We start from the raw sequence: 18312 nt of genomic DNA on the forward strand, positions 1-18312 counted from the left end.
ATCACATGTCTAACCCGGCGATGATCCTGTCGAGGGTCGCGGGCAGTTCCCGGATCCGCACCCCGCAGGCGTTGTGGATGGCGTTCAGCACCGCCGCCCCGGCGCCGCAGATGCCCAGTTCCCCCAGACCCTTGGCCTGCAAGGGGCCCACATAGGGATCGCGTTCGGGCAGGAAATGCACCTCCAGCGGCGGGACATCGGCATGGCAGGGGATGTGGTATTCGGCCAGATCGCGGCTGACGGCATGACCGTCGCGGGGGTCATGCTCCAGCGCTTCGGTCAGGGCGATGCCGATGCCGAAACTCATGCCGCCCAGGCATTGCGACCGCGCGGTCTTCTCGTTCAGCACCCGTCCGCAGGCGAAGACGCCCATCATGCGCCGGACGCGCACCTCTCCGGTCCAGCGGTTCACGGCGACCTCGGCCCAGTGGCTGCCCCAGGTGGCCTGGCGGTGGGTCTTTTCCGTCTTGCCGGGCTGCAGGTGGCCTTCACCCGTGATCGTGCCATCCACCAGTTCCGACAGCGACCTTGCGACATTGCCCGCCCGCGCCATGCCGTCCTGCAGGGTCAGGTCGCCTTCGTCGCAGCCCATGGCCCTGGCGATCTGCTGCCGGATCTCCTCGCAGGCGAGATAGACGGCATTGCCGCTGGAGGCCGCGCCGAAGGATCCGCCCGATCCGGCGGCAGGCGGGAACTGCGTGTCGCCCAGCTTGACCTCGACCCGGTCGGTCGGAAGGCCCAGCATCTCGGCGGCAAGCTGGCCCAGGATCGTATAGGTGCCGGTACCGATATCGGTCATGTCGGTCTCGACAATGGCGCTGCCGTCCTGGACCAGCGTGACCTTGGCCCGCGATTCCACCAGCATGTTGACGCGCACGGCAGCCGCCATGCCCATGCCGATCAGCCATTCGCCGTCACGCCGTTCCTGGGGTGCGCGCCGGTCTGACCAGCCGAAGCGTTGCGCCCCTTCGCGCAGCGCCTCGGCCAGCTTGTGGCTGGAAAAGGGGCGGTCGGTTACCGGCTCGGCCTCGGGGATGTTCTTCAGGCGCAGTTCCACAGGGTCGATCCCGGCCTTTTCGGCCAGTTCGTCCATGGCGCATTCGAAGACGGTGACGCCCACGGCCTCGCCCGGCGCGCGGACGGAACCGGCGCAGCCGCGATGGATGCGGGCGATGGCATGGACGATCTGCCGATGCGCCGCCTGATAGGTGAAGGGCGTGGCCTGCGTGACGGGTTCGGAAAACTGGCTGCCCGGCAGGTTCGACACCAGAACATCATGCCCGATGCCGGTCAACTGGCCGCCCGCATCGCAGGCCAACCGGATCCGCTGGCGGGTTTCCGACCGCCGATGCGCCAGGTCGAAGACCTGCTGCCGGGTCATCGACACCTGAACCGGACGGTTCAATTCCTTGGCGGCGATGGCTGCCGCCACGGCTTCGGCATTGATGCCCAGCTTGGACCCGAAGCCGCCGCCGACATAGGGCGCCAGCAGCCGGAGTTTGCCTTCCCGGATGCCAAGCGCATCGGCCATCTGCTTCCGGCACGAGGACAGCATCTGCAGGCTTGCCCGGATGGTGACATGATCGCCGTCCCATTCGGCAATCGCGGCATGGGGCTCCATCGCCGCCGACATGTGCGAGGGCGTGTGCCAGACCTCATCGACACTGAAGGCCGCGTCCCGCATGGCCTCCTCCAGATCGCCGCTGGCCTGCTGCTTCTTGGGCGGCAATTCGGGCGTCACCGCCTCGGGGTTCACCGGCACATCCTGGGGGGCATAGCGGATGGCCAGGTTCTGGGCGGCATGGGTTGCTGCCTCGAAACTCTCGGCCACGACCAGGGCGATGGCCTGGCCCATGTACTTGACCTGGCCGGGACCGGCTTCCGGGGCCTTTTCTTCCCGGCCCTGCGCGGCAAAGCGGATCATCCGCTTGTCCTGGATCACCGCAAGCGCGCCCGGCGCGTCGCCAATCTCCAGCACCTTGCCCGCAGGGATGGCGGCCTGCACCAGAACGCCATAGGCCATCCCCTTGGGCCGCGCCTCGGCGGCATAGGTAGCCCGGCCGGACACCTTCAGCGGGCCTTCCAGCCGGTTCAGGGGCTGTCCGATCACCCCCTGCGCCATGTGGTCCAGCCGGTCTTCGTGGTCGGGGCCATCGACCCGCAGATGCCGTGTCATGCCGTGCTCTCCATTCCGGTCGCATCGCGCAGGGTCGCCATCAGGGTGCGGCGCAGAAGCGGGATCTTGAACTGGTTTTCGCCGTAAGCCTGTGCCGGGCGCAACAGAATCTCGGCGGCTTCGCTGAACAGCGCGTCCGAGGGTTCCCGGCCCACCAGCAGCGCCTCGACCTGCGGATCGCGCCAAGGCTTGTGCGCGACCCCCCCAAAGGCCAGAGCCGCGTGGCTGATGCGCCCTCCGTCCATGCCGATGATTGCCGCGACCGAGACAAGCGCAAAGGCATAGGAGGCCCGGTCCCGCACCTTGCGATAACGATGCTGGCCGCCGACAGGCGCGGGCAGGATCACGGCGGTGATGATGTCGCCCGGCTGCAGGACGGTCTCGACATGCGGGGTATCGCCAGGCAGGACATGAAAATCCCCCAGCGGGACGCGGCGGGCCGAGGGGCCGTCGATCTCCACCACCGCGTCAAGCGCGCACAGGGCCACGGCCATATCGCCCGGATAGGTGGCGATGCAGTGGTCCGACGCGCCCAGGATCGCATGGTTGCGAGTCACCCCGCCGATGGCCGAACAGCCCGCGCCGGGCTCGCGCTTGTTGCAGGCCATGCGGCGGTCGTAGAAATACGGGCAGCGCGTCCGCTGCATCAGGTTGCCGCCGGTCGTCGCCATGTTGCGCAACTGACCGCTGGCCCCCGCCAGCAGCGCACGCGACAGCACGGGATAATCGCGCCGGATCGCCGGATGCGCGGCCAGGTCGCTGTTCTTCACAAGCGCGCCGATGCGCAGCCCCTCGCCCTCGGGCTCGACCCGGTCCAGATCCAGCCGGGTGATGTCCACCAGGGCCTCGGGGGTCATGATCTCGTGCTTCATCAGGTCCAGCAGGTTGGTGCCGCCCGCGATGATCGTGGCGCCGCTGGGCAGATCCGCCAGCGAAGCGGCGCGGTGAAAGCTGAACTCCCTCATGCCGCGTCCTCGCGCCGGTTATCCTGCGCGGCCTGCCGGATGGCCGCGACGATGTTGGTATAGGCGGCGCAGCGGCACAGGTTGCCGCTCATCCGTTCGGCGATCTCGGCATGGGTCAGCTCGAACGGGCCATCCAGGGACTCGGAGGCATGGCTGGGCCAGCCCGCCGCGATCTCCTCCAGCATCCCCGTCGCCGAACAGATCTGGCCCGGTGTGCAATAGCCGCATTGAAAGCCGTCATGATCCAGGAACTGCTGCTGGAGGGGCGACAGGTTGCCGGGCGTGCCTATCCCCTCGATGGTGGTGATGTCGCGACCCTCGGCCATGCAGGCCAGCGTCAGGCAGGAATTGACCCGCCGCCCGTCCATCAGCACCGTGCAGGCGCCGCATTGGCCGTGGTCGCAGCCCTTCTTGGTGCCGGTCAGCCCCAGGTGATGGCGCAGCGCGTCCAGCAGCGTGGTGCGCGGATCCAGGTCCAGGCGATGGGGTGTGCCGTTCAGGTGAAGCGTGATCTGCATGAGGTTTCCGATGCTGGCATGGCTGGCTGGCACGCCTCAACGGTTGACGCGCCGCCGCGTTCCCTGCGGACCCGATTCCCCAAGGAACGGCTGCGGGGCCCAGGCGTTGGACCGGCACAGCACCCCGGAGGGATTCCATGTCCACATCGAACACCACCCAAGACCACGACACGATCCGCAAATGGGCGGAATCGCGCGACGGCCACCCCGCCATGGTGGAAACCAAGGGCGAAGGCGGCATCCTGCGCATCGACTTCGGCGAGCCCGAGGAAGGGCTGAAGCAGATATCGTGGGAGGAGTTCTTCGAGATCTTCGACGAGAACGGGCTGAGCTTCCTGTATCAGGACGAAACGGCGGGGGGCAAAACCAGCCGCTTCAACAAGTTCGTGTCGGGGGACAAGTAGGGACGGGGCAGGGCGCCGCGCCCTTCAGCGCCGCGTGATGTCCTGCCCGCCCATCTCGCGGAAGGTGGCCTCCACGGTTTCGACCCGGTCTTGCGCCACATCGACCGACACCTTGATCGCGCCGCGCAGAGCGGCGTCCTCTGCCGCGTCCCCCTTGCCCTTGTCCCCGCCCGAGATGCGATTGCCCGCCGTGTTCCGGTCCCCTTCGGGTTCGGCAAAGATGTCGGCGCGGTTCAGCCCGTGCTGCTGGACCAGATGCTCGATGGCGTAATCGGCGGCTTCGCGCGTCTCGAACAGGGCCGAGACCGAGGTGGTGGCATTGTCTGACATTCGATGCTCCTTGCGTTGCGAATGGCGGGGAATGGGAGGCAGCAGGCGATCGACCGCCCAGGCCGCGGCAAGGCCCAGGACCGCGCCTGCGGCAACGTCGATGGGATAATGCTTGGCGCGCGGCACCTGCACCGCCGCGATCAGGGCCGCGAAGCCGGTCACGGGAAGCGCCAGGGCGGGCCGGTCGGCGGCCACGATCCGGGCCACGGCAACCGCCCCCGCCGTGTGACCCGACGGGAACGAGGTTTCATGCCTCCCTTCGGCCTCGCCCGGTTCGAACTGGTAATCCCGTTCCTCGATCATCTTGCGGGGGCGGGTGCGGCGCAGCCGGTTCTTGATGCGGCGCTTGACAGTATTGGCCAGCACATGCGCGGCCATCATCCGCACGCCCATCCGGGCGATGTCCGGCCGCCCGCCAAGCGCGCCCCCCGCGATCACCGCCCCGCAAAGCGTGGTCAGTTGCAGCTGGTCGGCCAGTTCGCTGACGGTGCCAAGGGTCTTGACCAACGGGTCGTGGCGGTGCCTTGCCGCGGCCCTTGCGGCCTCCACGTCCATCCTTTCCAACCCCTCGGTCTGGGCGGCGGGATCGTCGGGGGCGCTTTCGGGGACATGGGACATGCGTCGGTAACGGCGCGCGCAGGCCCCGGTTCCCGCCCATCCATGGAACAATCCCCGCGCCAGCCGGTTTTGCCCGACGCCACCACCGATACGAAAGGAAGGATCGAGAATGGCAAACGCAAGCAGCAAGAAATTCGGCGCAGGCCAGCAGGACCAAGGCAAGGGCGACGGCACCGGCGGCATGTCCCCCGACGTGCCCGACCAGCTGCCCGACAACGAGATCCTGTCGAACCGCGACAAGTCGCGCCATTCCGACCAGCGGGGCCTCGATTCCCGCCATGTCGAGACCGAGCAGCTTCACGACCATGTCGCCAACCGCGACGGCGATGACGAGAAGGAGTGAGGCGATGTCCGGCAAGCACCCCAAGTCAGGCCAGCCCTCCGACAAGGATCTGCAGGACGATCCGGGCATCGGGCGGTCCAAGGGCACGGATCCCGGCGATCCGCAGATCGGCGGCGACAATACCTTTGAAGGCGACGTGCTGAACGACACCACCCCGCAGGGCGGCATCGATCCCGATCAGCGCGGCCGCACCAACAAGTGAAGGAGGACGAACCATGGTCGGCAAGAAGACCAAGGACCAGCAGCAGCGCATCATCGAAAAGCGCGTGGATACCACCAACGCGGATCCCGATTTCGACCCGCGCCCGGACCTGAAGGCCTCGAACCGGCGCGAGGCGCAGAAGGACGAGGACGGGGCGGACGAGGGCTAGATGCCCGCCACGGACGGCCTTGCCCAGGCGATCGCCGGCGGCTGCATCCCCCTGCCGCCGCCGGATGACGCCGGTTTCGGCACGGTGGCCGACCGCTGGGCGGATCGCCGCGTCCTGATGCTGGGCGAGGCCTCGCATGGCACGGCCGAATTCTACGAAGCCCGCGCCGCGATCACCCGCCACTTGATCGAACATCACGGCTTCAGGATCGTCGCGGTCGAGGCCGACTGGCCCGATGCCGCCGTGCTGGACCGCCACATCCGCAGGCTTCCCCCGCGCGATGGCGAAATCCGGCCCTTTCAAAGATTTCCCCGCTGGATGTGGCGCAACGGCCCCATTGCGCGACTGATCGCCTGGATGCGCGACTGGAACCGGGGCAGGGATCCGGCCGATCGGGTGGGTTTCCATGGCCTGGACATGTACAACCTGTCCGCCTCGATCCGCGCGGTGCTGGATTACCTGGACAGCACCGACCCCGAGGCGGCGACCGTGGCCCGGCAGCGCTATGGCTGCCTGGAGCCCTGGACGGAACAGCCCGCCGCCTATGGCCGGATCGCGGGATCGGGCTATCACAAATGCGAACAGGCCGTTGTCCAGCAATGCCGCGAACTGTTGTCCCAAGCCTTGGAAGGGCCGGATCAACTGGATGCGGCGCAGAACGCCCGGCTTGTCGCCTCGGCCGAACGCTATTACCGCGTCATGTACCAGGGCGGGGCGGAATCCTGGAACCTGCGCGACAGCCACATGGCCGACACGCTGGACCATCTGCTACAGGCGGGCGGTGCGGGGGCCAAGGCGGTGGTCTGGGCGCATAATTCGCATATCGGCGATGCCCGCCGGACCGAGATGGGCAGCCGCCTGGGCGAACACAACCTGGGCCAGCTTGCCCGCGAACGCTGGGGGGAAGGGGTCGCGCTGATCGGCCTGGGCACCCACCACGGCACCGTCACTGCCGCCAGCGACTGGGACGGCCCGGCCGAGGTCAAGACCGTCCTGCCATCGCGCCCCGACAGCCTTGAACGCCTGTGCCACGACACCGGCACAGGCTGCTTCCTGCTGGATCTGCAGGACGGACAGCCCTTGGCCGAACGGCTGTCGCAGCCCCTGCTGCAACGCTTCATCGGCGTGATCTATCGCCCCGAAACCGAGCGGGCCAGCCATTACATGCAGGCCCGCGCCGGGCAGCAATATGACGGCTGGCTGTGGTTCGACCGGACGCGGGCTCTGGTCGGGGCCGGACCGGGCGGCCAAGGGGGCAGTCAGGGGGGCGGTCAGGATGGCGATGTTCCCGACACCTGGCCGTCCGGGCTGTGACATGGCGAACCGCATCCTCTTCGCCGACCGGGCCGAGGCGGGCGGAAAGCTGGCCGAACGCCTGACCCCTTGGCTTGGGCAGGATTGCGTCGTGCTTGCCCTGCCGCGCGGCGGCGTGCCGGTTGCGCTGCCGGTGGCGCGGATGCTAGGGGCGCCGCTGGATCTGCTGTTCGTGCGCAAGATCGGCGCGCCGGGCTTTCCCGAATTCGCCATCGGCGCCGTTGTCGATGGCGCCGATCCGCAGGTCGTGCTGAACGAGGGCATGTCCCACCGGATCCCCCAAGGCTATCTGGAAACCGAAGTGCCGCGCCTTCTGGCCGAGATCGACCGCCGCCGGAAGGCCTATCGCGGCGACCGTCCCCCGGTGCCGGTGGCGGGCAGGACCGCAATCGTTGTCGATGACGGCGTGGCCACGGGGGCGACCATGCTGGCGGGATTGCAGGGGCTGGCGCGCCAGAACCCCGCACGGATCATCGTCGCCGTGCCTGTGGGCGCGCGGGATGCGCTGGACCGGCTGCGCGGCATCGCGGATCAGATCCTGTGCCTCGAATGCCCGCACCCGTTTCGCGCGGTCGGCCTGCATTACCGCGACTTCGACCAGGTCGGCGATGCCGAGGTGATTGCCGCCTTGGCGGGATGATGGCTTGGCTTGAGGCCGCGCGGCGGGTCCATTCTACGGCTTCCTCTTGCGTTTCGCGGGGGATCTGTTTCTCTGGAGCGAACCCATGCCCGCAGGCGTCATCCTTGTTCCCGGAGCCTTCTCATGTCCCTTGACCATCCCCTGAACGACCTGAGCCATGTTGTCGCGGCCGACCGGGCGCATGTCTGGCACCACCTGAGCCAGCACAAGCAGTACGAGAGCGCCGATCCGCGGGTCTTCGTGGAAGGCAAGGGGATGCGGCTCTGGGACACCAACGGGCGCGAGTACCTGGATGCGGTCTCGGGGGGCGTCTGGACGGTCAACGTGGGCTATGGGCGGACTTCCATCGCCGATGCGGTGCGCGACCAGCTGGTGAAGCTCAACTACTATGCGGGCGCGGCGGGCAACGTGCCGGCGGCGCTGTTTGCCGAGCGGCTGATCCAGAAGATGCCGGGCATGTCCCGGGTCTACTATTCGAACTCGGGCTCGGAGGCCAACGAGAAGGCCTACAAGATGGTCCGCCAGATCGCGGCGCGCCAGCATGGCGGCAAAAAGTGGAAGATCCTCTATCGCGACCGCGACTATCACGGCACCACCATCGGCACGCTGGCGACCAGCGGCCAGGACCAGCGGGCGGCGCAATACGGGCCATATCCTGACGGCTTCATCCGCGTGCCCCATTGCCTGGAATACCGGGCGCAGTGGGACGTGGCGAACTATGGCGAGCGGGCGGCGGACGCCATCGAGGAGGTGATCCTGCGCGAAGGCCCCGACACGGTGGGCGCCATCGTGCTGGAGCCGATCACCGCAGGCGGCGGCGTGATCACGCCCCCCGAGGGCTACTGGCCGCGCGTGCAGGAGATCTGCCGCAAGTACAACGTGCTGCTGCACATCGACGAGGTGGTCTGCGGGCTGGGGCGCACCGGCATCTGGTTCGGCTACCAGCATTACGGGATCGAGCCCGACATCGTGACCATGGCCAAGGGCGTGGCCTCGGGCTATGCGGCGATCTCCTGCACGGTGACGACGGAAGCCGTCTTCGAGCAGTTCAAGGACGATGCCAGCGATCCCCTGGGCTATTTCCGCGACATCTCGACCTTCGGGGGCTGCACGGCGGGTCCGGTGGCGGCGCTGGAAAACATGCGCATCATCGAGGACGAGGGGCTTCTGGAGAACACCACCGCCATGGGCGCGCGCGTGCTGGCGAACCTCCATGCGCTCATGGAGAAGCACGCGGTCATCGGCGACGTGCGCGGCAAGGGCCTGTTCTGCGGGGCCGAACTGGTGGCGGACCGCGCCACCAGGGAGCCGCTGGATGAAAAGCGCGTGCAGGCCGTGGTGGCGGAATGCCTGGCTCAGGGCGTCATCATCGGCGCCACCAACCGCAGCCTGCCGGGGCTGAACAACACGCTCTGCCTCTCGCCCGCGCTGATCGCCACGGAAAGCGACATCGACCGGATCACCGAGGCCATCGACGCCGCGCTGACAAAGGTCATGGGATAGGGCAGGCGGGCGGCGCGGGCATCCTGCGCCGCCAAGAGCAAGGATTGTTCAGTCACCGAATGGCGAAAGCCAAGCGGGATCAGGATTCTTGTGAAAACGTGAATGGTTTGGCAGCGCTGCCGCATGCCGGGGCAGCAGGAAAAACTGCCGGACATTGATCCCTGCGCGGGATACCCGGCCTCATCGACGAGAACGGCGGACGGCAATCCGATAGTCTTGCGGGATGGCCTCCGCAGCGTGCCAGCAAAGCAGCCGATCATGCAAGCCGCAGCACTGCTTGATCCGGCAGCGCGGAGCCAGCCCAGCCTCTCCGCTGCGTGCAATGAAACCCTACGCGCCTGACGCTTCCTCGCCCCTCCCTTTCCCGCATAGTCATTCCGAAGATTCCATCCGTGGCTCGATAGAGTAAGTCCCAAGCTCTATTCCTTACAGATGAATGCACAGCCTGTCGCAGAAGGCCGCCGAACTGCGGCCGGGCCTTTGTCGGCCCTTTGAGACGCTGGCAGCGAATGCCTGCCATCAGAAGCATGTCTTGCAGCACCTGGGACGGTTTGGACTTTGGCAAACGGTCGGCTGGAAGGTTCCTGAAACAATGAAGACCAATTTCGCTGCATGACGTTTGCGCCCGGAAGACCAGAATCGAGCCTGAAGGTGCATGTGGAAGAGATGAAGATTTACAACTTACCTTGCAATCAGCCATTTATTCTACTTGTAGACCGCAAGATAATGATAATAAGCGGATAATTAAGTCTAATATACTGAAATGATGACAGAAAATTTTAGAGAAAACTACCGTCTAACCAAGCTGGTTCAGGCGGAACGCACCTAGTCGCCCCAAGCGAGTGCAGACGATGGTAGAAAGCAAAGCCCAGGCATGAGGCATGTCTTCATCCCGCATGTCGTCGCTGCTCCAGACGATCTCCGACGCTGATCCTGTCTTCGGGATCCGGCGCTTCGCCACCTGCGCACGCAGGATGCTTTCGATGAGTCCCGCCCCCTTTTTCACAGCCTTGGCGCCTCGTATGATCTGAACCGGCTTCCCCGTCCTTGCGGCGGATCCGGCAGCCTGTTCCCTGCGGCGGCAAGTGATCCCGGCCGACCAGGGATCTCGCCGAAGCTCTGCTTTCTTCAGTCAGGATCCTGGCGCAGCACAAGCCCTTCCAGTTCGGGCAACAGGGTCACGCTTTCCTGCTCGTTCGGATCGGTCCGTGCGATCACCGCCACCACGGGGTCGGGGCCAGGATTGAACGGAAGGTGGGGTTCGCCCGCAGGAATGTAGACCATGTCGCCCGCCGCCACCCGCATGTGATGCTGAAGCCGGTCGCCGTGCCACATTTCCGACACGCCGCTCAGGACATAGATCGCCGTTTCATGCGCATCATGTCTATGCGCCTTGGCACGCCCGCCCGGCGGAATGACAAGCAGATGCATGCAAATGCCTTGCGCACCGACGCTTTGGGCCGACAGGCCCTCAAGATAGTCGAACCCTTGCTTGCCGCCATAAGTCCCGACCGGCCGGACGAGTCGGCATTGGCCTTTGCCCGCCATGGCATTTTCTCCTCTGATCCTTGGCCCAGTATACCACGCGGCGGACGCTTTGGGTTTGACGGCCCATGCCGCTGCTGTAGCGTGGCGGGGAACAACGCGGGACAAGCAATGGACTTTCTGGCGAAAGCGACGGCGGTCGTTGGCGGCGTCATGGTGGCGCTGCGGCGCTTCGGGGCGCCGAAGACACAGGCCATCGGCACGGCACCGGCCATCCCCAAGGCAAGAAGGCAGGGCGTCATGACCCTGAAGATGCCGACGGCAAGGGGTTGGGCGCCCGGACATCTGCCGAAGGCGGCGCCGGGGCTGAAGGTCAATGCCTTCGCGTCCGGTCTCGATCACCCCCGCTGGATCGAGGTGCTGCCGAACGGGGACGTGCTGGTGGCCGAATCCAAGGAACAGCCGGGGCCTGCCAGGACGCTCATGGACCGGGCCGCGCAGGCGACCATGCGCCGCGCCCGCGCCATCGGGACCAGTGCCAACCGCATCACCTTGCTGCGCGACGCGGACGGCGACGGCGCCGCCGAGATCCGCGAGGTGTTCGTGGAAGGGCAGAACCAGCCCTTCGGCATGGCCTTGGTCGATGGTACTTTTTATGTGGGGAACACTGACGGCATTGTCGCCTTTCCCTACCAGGACGGGCAGACGCGGCTTGTGGGACCGGGCCGCAGGCTGGTCGATTTCAAGCCGGGCGGCCATTGGACCCGCAGCCTGCTCGCCTCGGCCGACGGCGTCAGGCTTTATGCCGGCGTGGGCTCGCTCAGCAATATCGGCGACAAGGGCATGGAGGCCGAGGAAGGGCGCGCGGCGATCTGGGAGCTGGAGCTTGCCACGGGAAAGGCCCGCATCTTCGCCTCGGGGCTGCGCAATCCCGTGGGCATGGCCTGGGAGCCTGGGTCGCAGGTGCTGTGGACGGTCGTGAACGAACGCGACGGCCTGGGCGACGAAACCCCGCCCGACTACCTGACCTCGGTGCGGGAGGGCGGCTTTTACGGCTGGCCTTATTGCTATTGGGACAGGACGATCGACGACCGCGTCCCGCAGAAGCCGGATCTGGTGGCGCGCGCGATCACGCCCGATTACGCGCTTGGCGGGCACACGGCCTCGCTGGGGCTTTGCTGGATGCCGGAAGGCACGCTGCCGGGCTTCGGCGACGGCATGGTCATCGGCCAGCATGGCTCGTGGAACCGCTCGACCCTGAGCGGCTACAGGCTGGTCTTCGTGCCCTTCGCGGCAGGGCGTCCGGCGGGTCCGCCCCGCGACCTGTTATGGGGCTTCCTGTCCGATGACGAAAGGCACGCCTTCGGCCGCCCCGTCGGCGTCGCCATCGGTCCCGACAGACGCTCGCTGCTGATGGCCGACGATGTGGGCGACATCGTCTGGCGCGTCAGTGGCGCGTGAGGGGGCATTGCCTCAATAGATCGGCGGCGAGACGATCCAGATGACCTCTGCGGGCTCATCCCCGTCATTGCGCCAGCCCTAGTCCTTTTCCGAGAACTGGAAGCTGTCGCCCGGCGCCAGCGTCAGTTCCGCGCCGCCGACGATCAGGGTCAGCGTGCCGGACAGGTCGTGGCGGCCGAGGCCAGCCTGACGCCGATCCACGACCCAAAATCCGCTCGCGTGCGCGGCTGACGAGGGTTGCGGCGTGACATCCCGGCGCCGGTGAACCGGGCCAAAGTCTGGGCCGCTGCTATCGTCTCAGGAATGCGGCTTGACCAAGATGGGCCGATGGACCGCCTTCTGTCGATGGGAAAGGCACTGCCGCCCTGCGCCCTGCGCCGGGACCGTCACTCGGCCGCGCGGGCAAGGCGCATGTCGAGAAGCTCTGCCAGGATGCGGCGCAGGGCGGCGGGCGCAAAGGGCTTGGGGATCAGGGGCACGTCCTCGAACCCGCGAGGCAGATGTTCCCGGCCATAGCCCGAAACGAAGCAGAAGGGGATCTGGGCCCGCCGCAGACGCTCTGCCACGGCATCCACCTGCTGCCCCTTGAGGTTGCCGTCCAGAAGCGCCAGGTCGAAGCTGGCTTCGGTCAGCGCCTTCAGGGCGGTCTCGACGGTCCGGGCGATCTGGACGGGGCCCGCGCCCGCGTCCTCCAGTTCGGCCTGGATGTCCAGGGCGACAAGGGGTTCGTCCTCCACCACAAGGATGCTGCGGCCTTCCAGGGCGGCGGCGGCATCGGGCACCTGGTCCGCCGCGATCTCGACCACCGGCGCGGCGCCTTCCTGGGCCTTGACGCCGTCCGACAGCCTGATGGTCCAGACAACGCCGGTCGGGCGCCATTCCACGGCCACCGCGTCGGCATCGCCCCCCGCGACGGCCGCGATCAGGTCCGAGCCGAAACCGCCGCTGTCAGGCGTCGCGACCGGAGGGCCGCCCCTTTCCCGCCAGGTCAGGCGGATGCCGGAGCCTTCGGACACCCAGTCCAGATGCACCGTTCCCTGCGGTACCGACAAGGCGCCGTATTTGGCGGCGTTCGTTGCCAGTTCATGCAGGGCCAGGGCCATCCGCAGCATGGTGTCGGGCGCCAGTTCGACGGCGTGGCCGCGGCGATGCAGCCGGTCGCCGTCCAGGGTGCCCACGCGGATCTGGTCGTCGATCAGCTGGTCCAGCGGGGCGCTGGCCCAGGTGGAATCGGACAGGATCGAATGGGCGCGCGACAGCGCCTGCAGGCGGCCGCCGAAGCTTGCCTCGAAATCGGCAAGGCTGTCCGAACGGCGCAGGCCCTGGCGGGCGATGGCCTGCACATTGGCAAGGGTGTTCTTGATGCGGTGGTTCAGCTCTCCGACCAGCAGCGAGCGGACCTGCTCGGCCCGCTTGCGGTCCGTGATGTCGAGGATTTGCAGCGACAGGCTGCTGCGGCCGCCCTCGGCCAGGATCGAGCCGTAAACCTCGCAGGGAATCGTGCCCCGGCTGGCATGGCCAAGCTGCATCTCGCAGGACTGGCGCGGCGGGGCGCCATCGCCCGGTTTCAGCCAGGCGCCCAGGCTGGCCGCGCCTTCCTTGTCCAGCCAGCCGCCGGCCGTGGCGGACCGTCCCAGCACATCCGCCGCCGCAAAGCCGAACATCCGCTCGGATCCCTTCGACCAGTCCTGGACGGTCAGATCCTGGTCCAGCGTGACGAAGGCCAGCGGCGAATTGTCGGTATGGGCGCGAAGCCGGTCGGCTGCGCGGTCGCGGTCGCGGGCAAGCTGCCGCATCTCGTCGCGCTGGCGCTGCAGATCCTTGGCCTGGCGGCCGATGCGGAAAAACACCTCGGCCTTGGATTTCAGGACCACCGGGTCGATGGGCTTGAAGATGTAATCGACCGCGCCGGCCTCGTATCCCCGGAAGCGGCGGGTTTCGTCGCGTTCCGCCGCCGTCACGAAGATGATCGGCACCCCGCGCGTCCGCTCGGTCGATCGCATCAGCTCGGCCAGTTCATAGCCGTCGGTGCCGGGCATGTGCACGTCCAGGAAGGCGAGGGCGTAATCGTGGACCAGCATCAGTTCCAAGGCGTCCGAGGCCGACCGGGCGTGATCGACGATCAGCCCGTCGCGGCGCAGCAGGGCATCCAGCGCCAAGATGTTCTCGGCGATGTCATCGACGATCAGGAAGCGGATCGGGTGGTCGGACATGAGGTCAGACATGGGCATTCTCTTGGCTCGCAATCCGTCGCCAGATCCGGCCCGGTTCGTCAAAGGCGGCAAAGGATCCGGCATGGGACGAGAACCGCAGGGTTTCATGCGATCCAAGGCCCAGGAAGCCGCCGCGTGTCAAGGCTTCGGCGAACAGGCCCAGGGCGCGGTCCTGCAGGGGGCTGTCGAAATAGATCAGCACGTTGCGGCAGGAAATCAGGTGCACTTCGGAAAAGACCTGGTCGGTGGCCAGATTGTGTTCGGTGAAGACCGTGCGGGCGCGCAACCCGCGGTCGAAGGCCACCCGGCCATAGGCGGCGGTGTAATGATCGGCCAGCGTGCCCGTGCCGCCCGCGCGCTGATAATTCTGGGAAAAGGCGGGCAGGCGGTCGATGGGATAGACCCCCGCCTCGGCCCGCGCCAAGGCGCGGCGGTTGATTTCCGTCGCATAGAAGATCGTGCGGTCGAAGAGCCCTTCCTCGCGGAACAGGATCGCCAGAGAGTAAAGCTCCTCTCCGTCCGCGCAGCCCGCGACCCAGACCTTGAGCGAGGGGAAGGTTCGCAGATGCGGGATCACCTCCCGGCGCAGCGCCAGGTAATAGGGGGGGTCGCGGAACAATTCGCTGACCTGCACCGTCATCGCGTCGATCACGTCGGGCAGGATCGAGGCGTCGCGCAGCAGCCGCCCCTGCAGATCCGACAGCGTGGCGCAGCCCAGCCTTTCGCGCGCCAGGTCGGTCCGCCGGATCAGGGAGGCGCGGGAATAAGACCGGAAATCGTAATGCCAGCGGCGGTGCAGGGCTTCCAGGAACAGGTCCAGTTCGATGCCGTCGGCGGAACCGGCGGGGACGGGCGGGACGGTCATCGCGGCATCCACACGCGGGTCAGCGACAGAAGCTTGTCCACGTCCAGGGGCTTGGACAGGTAATCGTTCGCGCCCGCCTCGATGCAGCGGTTCTGGTCCTCGGCCATGGCCTTGGCGGTCAGCATAATGATGGGCAGCGTCTTCCAGCGGTCGATCTTGCGGATCTCGCGGGTGGCGGTCAGTCCGTCCATTTCCGGCATCATCACGTCCATCAGCACCAGATCGACCTTGGGGGCCGCGCCGTCGTTGATCCGGCCCAGGGCCTCCAGCGCCTCGCGCCCGTTCCGCGCGATCTGGACGGTGGCGCCGTGGGGCTCGAAGACGCCGGTCAGGGCATAGACGTTGCGGATGTCGTCCTCGACCACCAGGATGCGGCGGCCTTCAAGCTGGGCGTCGCGGTTCAGCGACGCCGCCAGCATCTCGCGCTGCCTGGCGGGCAGGTCGGACACCACCTGATGCAGGAACAGCGTCACCTCGTTGATGAGCCGTTCGGGCGATTTCGCGCCCTTGATGATGATCGACTTGGAATAGCGGCGCAAGCGCTGTTCCTCGGCCTCATCCAAGGTGCGGGCGGTATAGACGATGACCGGCGGGAAGGCGGCGGTGCCGTCGGCGTCCAGTTGCTCCAGCAGGTCGAAGCCCGAGGCGTCGGGCAGCGTCATGTCCAGAACGATGCAGTCCACCGTCTGGCTGCGGCAGATCCGCAGCGCCTCGGCGGCGGTTCCGGCGCCCAGCGTTTCCACCTCGTCGCTGGCCAGAAGGGCCTTCAGGCCCTCCATCTGGGCGGGATCGTCCTCGACGATCAGGACGCGGCGCAAACGGTCGGTCAGGCGCTGTTCCAGGTTGCGGATGGTGGTTTCCAACTGGTCGCGCGCCACCGGCTTGAGCATGTAGCTGATGGCGCCCTGGGCCAGCGCCTCGCGGGTGTAATCCTCGGCCGAGATGACATGGACGGGGATATGGCGCGTGGCGGTGTCGCGTTTCAGCCGGTCAAGCGCCGACAGGCCCGAATGGTCGGGCAGGCGGATGTCCAGCACGATGGCATGGGGAACAAACCGCTTTGCCGCCCGCACGGCATCGTCGGCCCGGTCCACGCAGACGCAGCGGAAGCCAAGCTCGTGGGCCAGGTCGTAAAGGACGCGCGCGAAGACCGCGTCATCCTCGACCACCAGCATCACCCGGTCGCCGGGCCGGATCGCGTCGCGGTCGTCCGCCAGGCCGGCAAGCGCGGCCAGGGGCGCGGGGGCATCGTCGGCCGCCTTGTCCAGCACCGGCGCGGGAAGGGCGGCGGGCGCGCGGGATGCTGCCTGATCCTCGGCTGCTGCGGGCAGGGTCAGCGTGAAGGTGCTGCCGCGCCCCTTGGTGCTGTCCAGCGTGATCCGCCCGCCCAGCAGGTCGGCCAGTTGCCGGGAAATCGACAGGCCCAGCCCCGTCCCCCCGAAGCGGCGGGAGATCGTGCCATCGGCCTGCCGGAAGGCCTCGAACACGGCGCCCTGCTGATCCTCGTCGATGCCGATGCCGGTGTCGCTGACTGCGAAGGCGATGTCGCGGCCTGCGGGCGCGATCCGCAGCGTGACCCGGCCGCGTTCGGTGAATTTCAGGGCGTTGGACAGGAAGTTGCGCAGCACCTGTTCCAGCCGCCCCGGATCGGTCGTCACATGCGGAGTTCCGGGCGCGACCTCGGCCACAAGTTGCAGCCCCTTGCCGCGCGCCTGTTCGTGGAAGGCGCGCAGCAGCTTGTCGGCCAGGGACTGCGGATCGACGCTTTCGCGCGTCAGGTCCAGCTTTCCGGCCTCGATCTTGGACAGGTCAAGGATGTCGTTGATCAGCGCCAGAAGATCCTTGCCCGAGCTTTCGATGGTCTCGGCCCAGCGGATCTGTTCGTCCGACAGGTTGCGGCCGCGGTTTTCCGCCAGAAGGCGCGACATGATCAGCAGCGCGTTCAGCGGCGTGCGCAATTCGTGCGACATGTTGGCGACGAATTCGGACTTGTAGCGGCTTTCGCGCGCCAGCTCGATCGTCTTCGCCTCAAGCTGGCGGCGGGAGCGGGCCAGGGCGTCGCGCTGATCCTCAAGCTCCTGCGTCTGGCCTTCAAGCTGGCTGTTCTGCTGTTCCAGTTCGGCCTGCTGTTCTTCCAGCCGCCGCTGGCTGTCCTGCAACGCGCGGCTTTGTTCCTCCAGTTCCTCGTTGCTGGCGGCCAGTTCCTCGGTATGGCTGCGCAGCTCCTCGGCCTGGCGACGGGTTTCCTCCAGCAGTTCCTGGAGCCGCTGGCGGTATTCGACCGACCGCAGCGCAAGGGCCAGCCGTTCCGATGTGCGGTCCAGAAGATCCGTCACCCGGCCCGCAGGCGGGGCGTCGAAGCCGAATTCCAGAAGGCCGTCGATGCGGCGCCCTTCGCGCAGCGGCACGATCAGGGAATGCGGCGCGCGCCCGCGCCCCAGCCCCGAGGCCCAGCCCAGGGCCTGTTCGGGCGCCAGGGTCAGCTGCACCGCCCGGCCTTCGCTCAGGCAGCGGCCCAGGTGGCCGTCGGCCGGGCCGTCGCGCTGCGCCAGCATCGCCTGATCGACGCCCCAGGCCGCAAGCTGGTGGACCCCGCCGCCGCTGGCGGAATAGGCGATGGCCGCCCGCGCGCCCAGGCGTTCGGACAGGGCCGCCAGGATCCGCTGGCCCAGTTGATCCGCCGTCGGATCGCCCTGCACGGCCTGCGAAAGGGCCGCTTCCCCATCGCGCAGCCAGGCCTCGCGTGTCAGGATCTCGCGGTTGCGGATCAGGATCCGGCCCGTCGCGCCAAGCGCAAGATAGACAAGCCCCGCGAGGGTGCGGTTCACGGCGGCGACATGGGTGGGGATGCCCGACGCGCCAAGATCCAGGAAGAACCCCCCCGCCATCGCCAGGCAGGCAAGGCCCGCGACAGCGACCGGCGCCCAGGGCAGCCTGACCCAGAAGCTGAGCGCAAGCGGCACGATGTATAAAAGCCAGACCGCCGTTCCCAGGGGAACATAAAGGTCGATAATGAATACGCCACCTATTACGATGGCGATCATGGCCAGGATCGCCAGGTCTTTCGTCTTGGACACACTGTTTCCCTGTGTTGCCGTCTGGCCGC

The 18312-nt window shown here is 67.2% G+C and carries 18 protein-coding genes; 9 read left to right on the forward strand and 9 right to left on the reverse strand.

The features are described from left to right. Window position 1: 1 nt before the first annotated feature. The 3 genes from AAIL68_RS04015 to AAIL68_RS04025 are packed head-to-tail and all read right to left on the reverse strand — an operon-like array spanning window position 2 to window position 3659. On the reverse strand, window positions 2-2176 hold the full coding sequence (locus AAIL68_RS04015; RefSeq protein WP_347138235.1) for a xanthine dehydrogenase family protein molybdopterin-binding subunit: 2175 nt from the start codon (window positions 2174-2176) through the stop codon (window positions 2-4). Then, window positions 2173-3141: a xanthine dehydrogenase family protein subunit M gene (locus AAIL68_RS04020; protein ID WP_347138236.1), complete on the reverse strand. Its 969-nt coding sequence runs from the start codon at window positions 3139-3141 to the stop codon at window positions 2173-2175. Before AAIL68_RS04020 ends, AAIL68_RS04015 begins: the two co-directional genes overlap by 4 nt. After that, window positions 3138-3659, reverse strand: coding sequence for a 2Fe-2S iron-sulfur cluster-binding protein (locus AAIL68_RS04025; RefSeq protein WP_347138237.1), 522 nt, complete (start codon window positions 3657-3659; stop codon window positions 3138-3140). Before AAIL68_RS04025 ends, AAIL68_RS04020 begins: the two co-directional genes overlap by 4 nt. 137 nt (window positions 3660-3796) lie before the next feature. Here AAIL68_RS04025 and AAIL68_RS04030 point away from each other — a divergent pair, with 137 nt between their 5' ends. Continuing rightward, the gene (locus AAIL68_RS04030) at window positions 3797-4063 is read left to right on the forward strand and encodes a hypothetical protein (protein WP_347138238.1); all 267 of its coding nucleotides are present in this window, start codon (window positions 3797-3799) and stop codon (window positions 4061-4063) included. A gap of 24 nt (window positions 4064-4087) precedes the next feature. Here AAIL68_RS04030 and AAIL68_RS04035 read toward each other — a convergent pair whose 3' ends face one another. Further along, window positions 4088-5011, reverse strand: a complete 924-nt coding sequence (locus AAIL68_RS04035) for a phosphatase PAP2 family protein (RefSeq protein WP_347138239.1) — start codon at window positions 5009-5011, stop codon at window positions 4088-4090. 109 nt (window positions 5012-5120) lie between these two features. Here AAIL68_RS04035 and AAIL68_RS04040 point away from each other — a divergent pair, with 109 nt between their 5' ends. From AAIL68_RS04040 to AAIL68_RS04070, 7 genes are all read left to right on the forward strand, one after another. Then, complete coding sequence (locus AAIL68_RS04040) at window positions 5121-5354, forward strand: hypothetical protein (protein WP_347138240.1); 234 nt, start codon at window positions 5121-5123, stop codon at window positions 5352-5354. Between the two features lie 4 nt (window positions 5355-5358). Continuing rightward, a complete protein-coding gene (locus tag AAIL68_RS04045) occupies window positions 5359-5556 on the forward strand; it encodes a hypothetical protein (protein WP_347138241.1) in 198 nt (65 codons plus the stop codon). Between the two features lie 13 nt (window positions 5557-5569). After that, window positions 5570-5725, forward strand: coding sequence for a hypothetical protein (locus AAIL68_RS04050; RefSeq protein WP_347138242.1), 156 nt, complete (start codon window positions 5570-5572; stop codon window positions 5723-5725). Next, window positions 5726-7039: an erythromycin esterase family protein gene (locus AAIL68_RS04055; protein WP_347138243.1), complete on the forward strand. Its 1314-nt coding sequence runs from the start codon at window positions 5726-5728 to the stop codon at window positions 7037-7039. A 1-nt stretch (window position 7040) separates the two neighbouring features. Further along, complete coding sequence (locus AAIL68_RS04060; protein WP_347138244.1) at window positions 7041-7679, forward strand: phosphoribosyltransferase; 639 nt, start codon at window positions 7041-7043, stop codon at window positions 7677-7679. Between the two features lie 123 nt (window positions 7680-7802). Then, window positions 7803-9182, forward strand: coding sequence for a hypotaurine--pyruvate aminotransferase Tpa (gene tpa / locus AAIL68_RS04065; protein WP_347138245.1), 1380 nt, complete (start codon window positions 7803-7805; stop codon window positions 9180-9182). Between the two features lie 436 nt (window positions 9183-9618). Further along, entirely contained in the window at window positions 9619-9798 is a 180-nt protein-coding gene (locus tag AAIL68_RS04070) for a hypothetical protein (protein WP_347138246.1), read from the forward strand. 512 nt (window positions 9799-10310) lie between these two features. On the opposite strand, the gene AAIL68_RS04075 is transcribed toward AAIL68_RS04070, so the two are convergent. Continuing rightward, a complete protein-coding gene (locus AAIL68_RS04075; RefSeq protein WP_347138247.1) occupies window positions 10311-10613 on the reverse strand; it encodes a cupin domain-containing protein in 303 nt (100 codons plus the stop codon). 225 nt (window positions 10614-10838) lie between these two features. Here AAIL68_RS04075 and AAIL68_RS04080 point away from each other — a divergent pair, with 225 nt between their 5' ends. After that, the gene (locus AAIL68_RS04080) at window positions 10839-12128 is read left to right on the forward strand and encodes a sorbosone dehydrogenase family protein (protein WP_347138248.1); all 1290 of its coding nucleotides are present in this window, start codon (window positions 10839-10841) and stop codon (window positions 12126-12128) included. A gap of 78 nt (window positions 12129-12206) precedes the next feature. Here AAIL68_RS04080 and AAIL68_RS04085 read toward each other — a convergent pair whose 3' ends face one another. The 4 genes from AAIL68_RS04085 to AAIL68_RS04100 all read right to left on the reverse strand — a co-directional run bounded on the left by AAIL68_RS04085 (window position 12207) and on the right by AAIL68_RS04100 (window position 18283). Beyond that, window positions 12207-12329: a hypothetical protein gene (locus AAIL68_RS04085; protein ID WP_347138250.1), complete on the reverse strand. Its 123-nt coding sequence runs from the start codon at window positions 12327-12329 to the stop codon at window positions 12207-12209. A gap of 185 nt (window positions 12330-12514) precedes the next feature. Then, a complete protein-coding gene (locus AAIL68_RS04090) occupies window positions 12515-14353 on the reverse strand; it encodes a response regulator (RefSeq protein ID WP_347138252.1) in 1839 nt (612 codons plus the stop codon). After that, complete coding sequence (locus AAIL68_RS04095; protein WP_347138253.1) at window positions 14346-15206, reverse strand: CheR family methyltransferase; 861 nt, start codon at window positions 15204-15206, stop codon at window positions 14346-14348. Before AAIL68_RS04095 ends, AAIL68_RS04090 begins: the two co-directional genes overlap by 8 nt. Then, on the reverse strand, window positions 15203-18283 hold the full coding sequence (locus tag AAIL68_RS04100; RefSeq protein WP_347138254.1) for a response regulator: 3081 nt from the start codon (window positions 18281-18283) through the stop codon (window positions 15203-15205). Before AAIL68_RS04100 ends, AAIL68_RS04095 begins: the two co-directional genes overlap by 4 nt. Between the last annotated feature and the right edge of the window lie 29 nt (window positions 18284-18312).

Origin of the sequence: Paracoccus sp. SSK6 (assembly GCF_039770665.1) — a bacterium.
Taxonomy (GTDB): Bacteria; Pseudomonadota; Alphaproteobacteria; order Rhodobacterales; family Rhodobacteraceae; genus Paracoccus.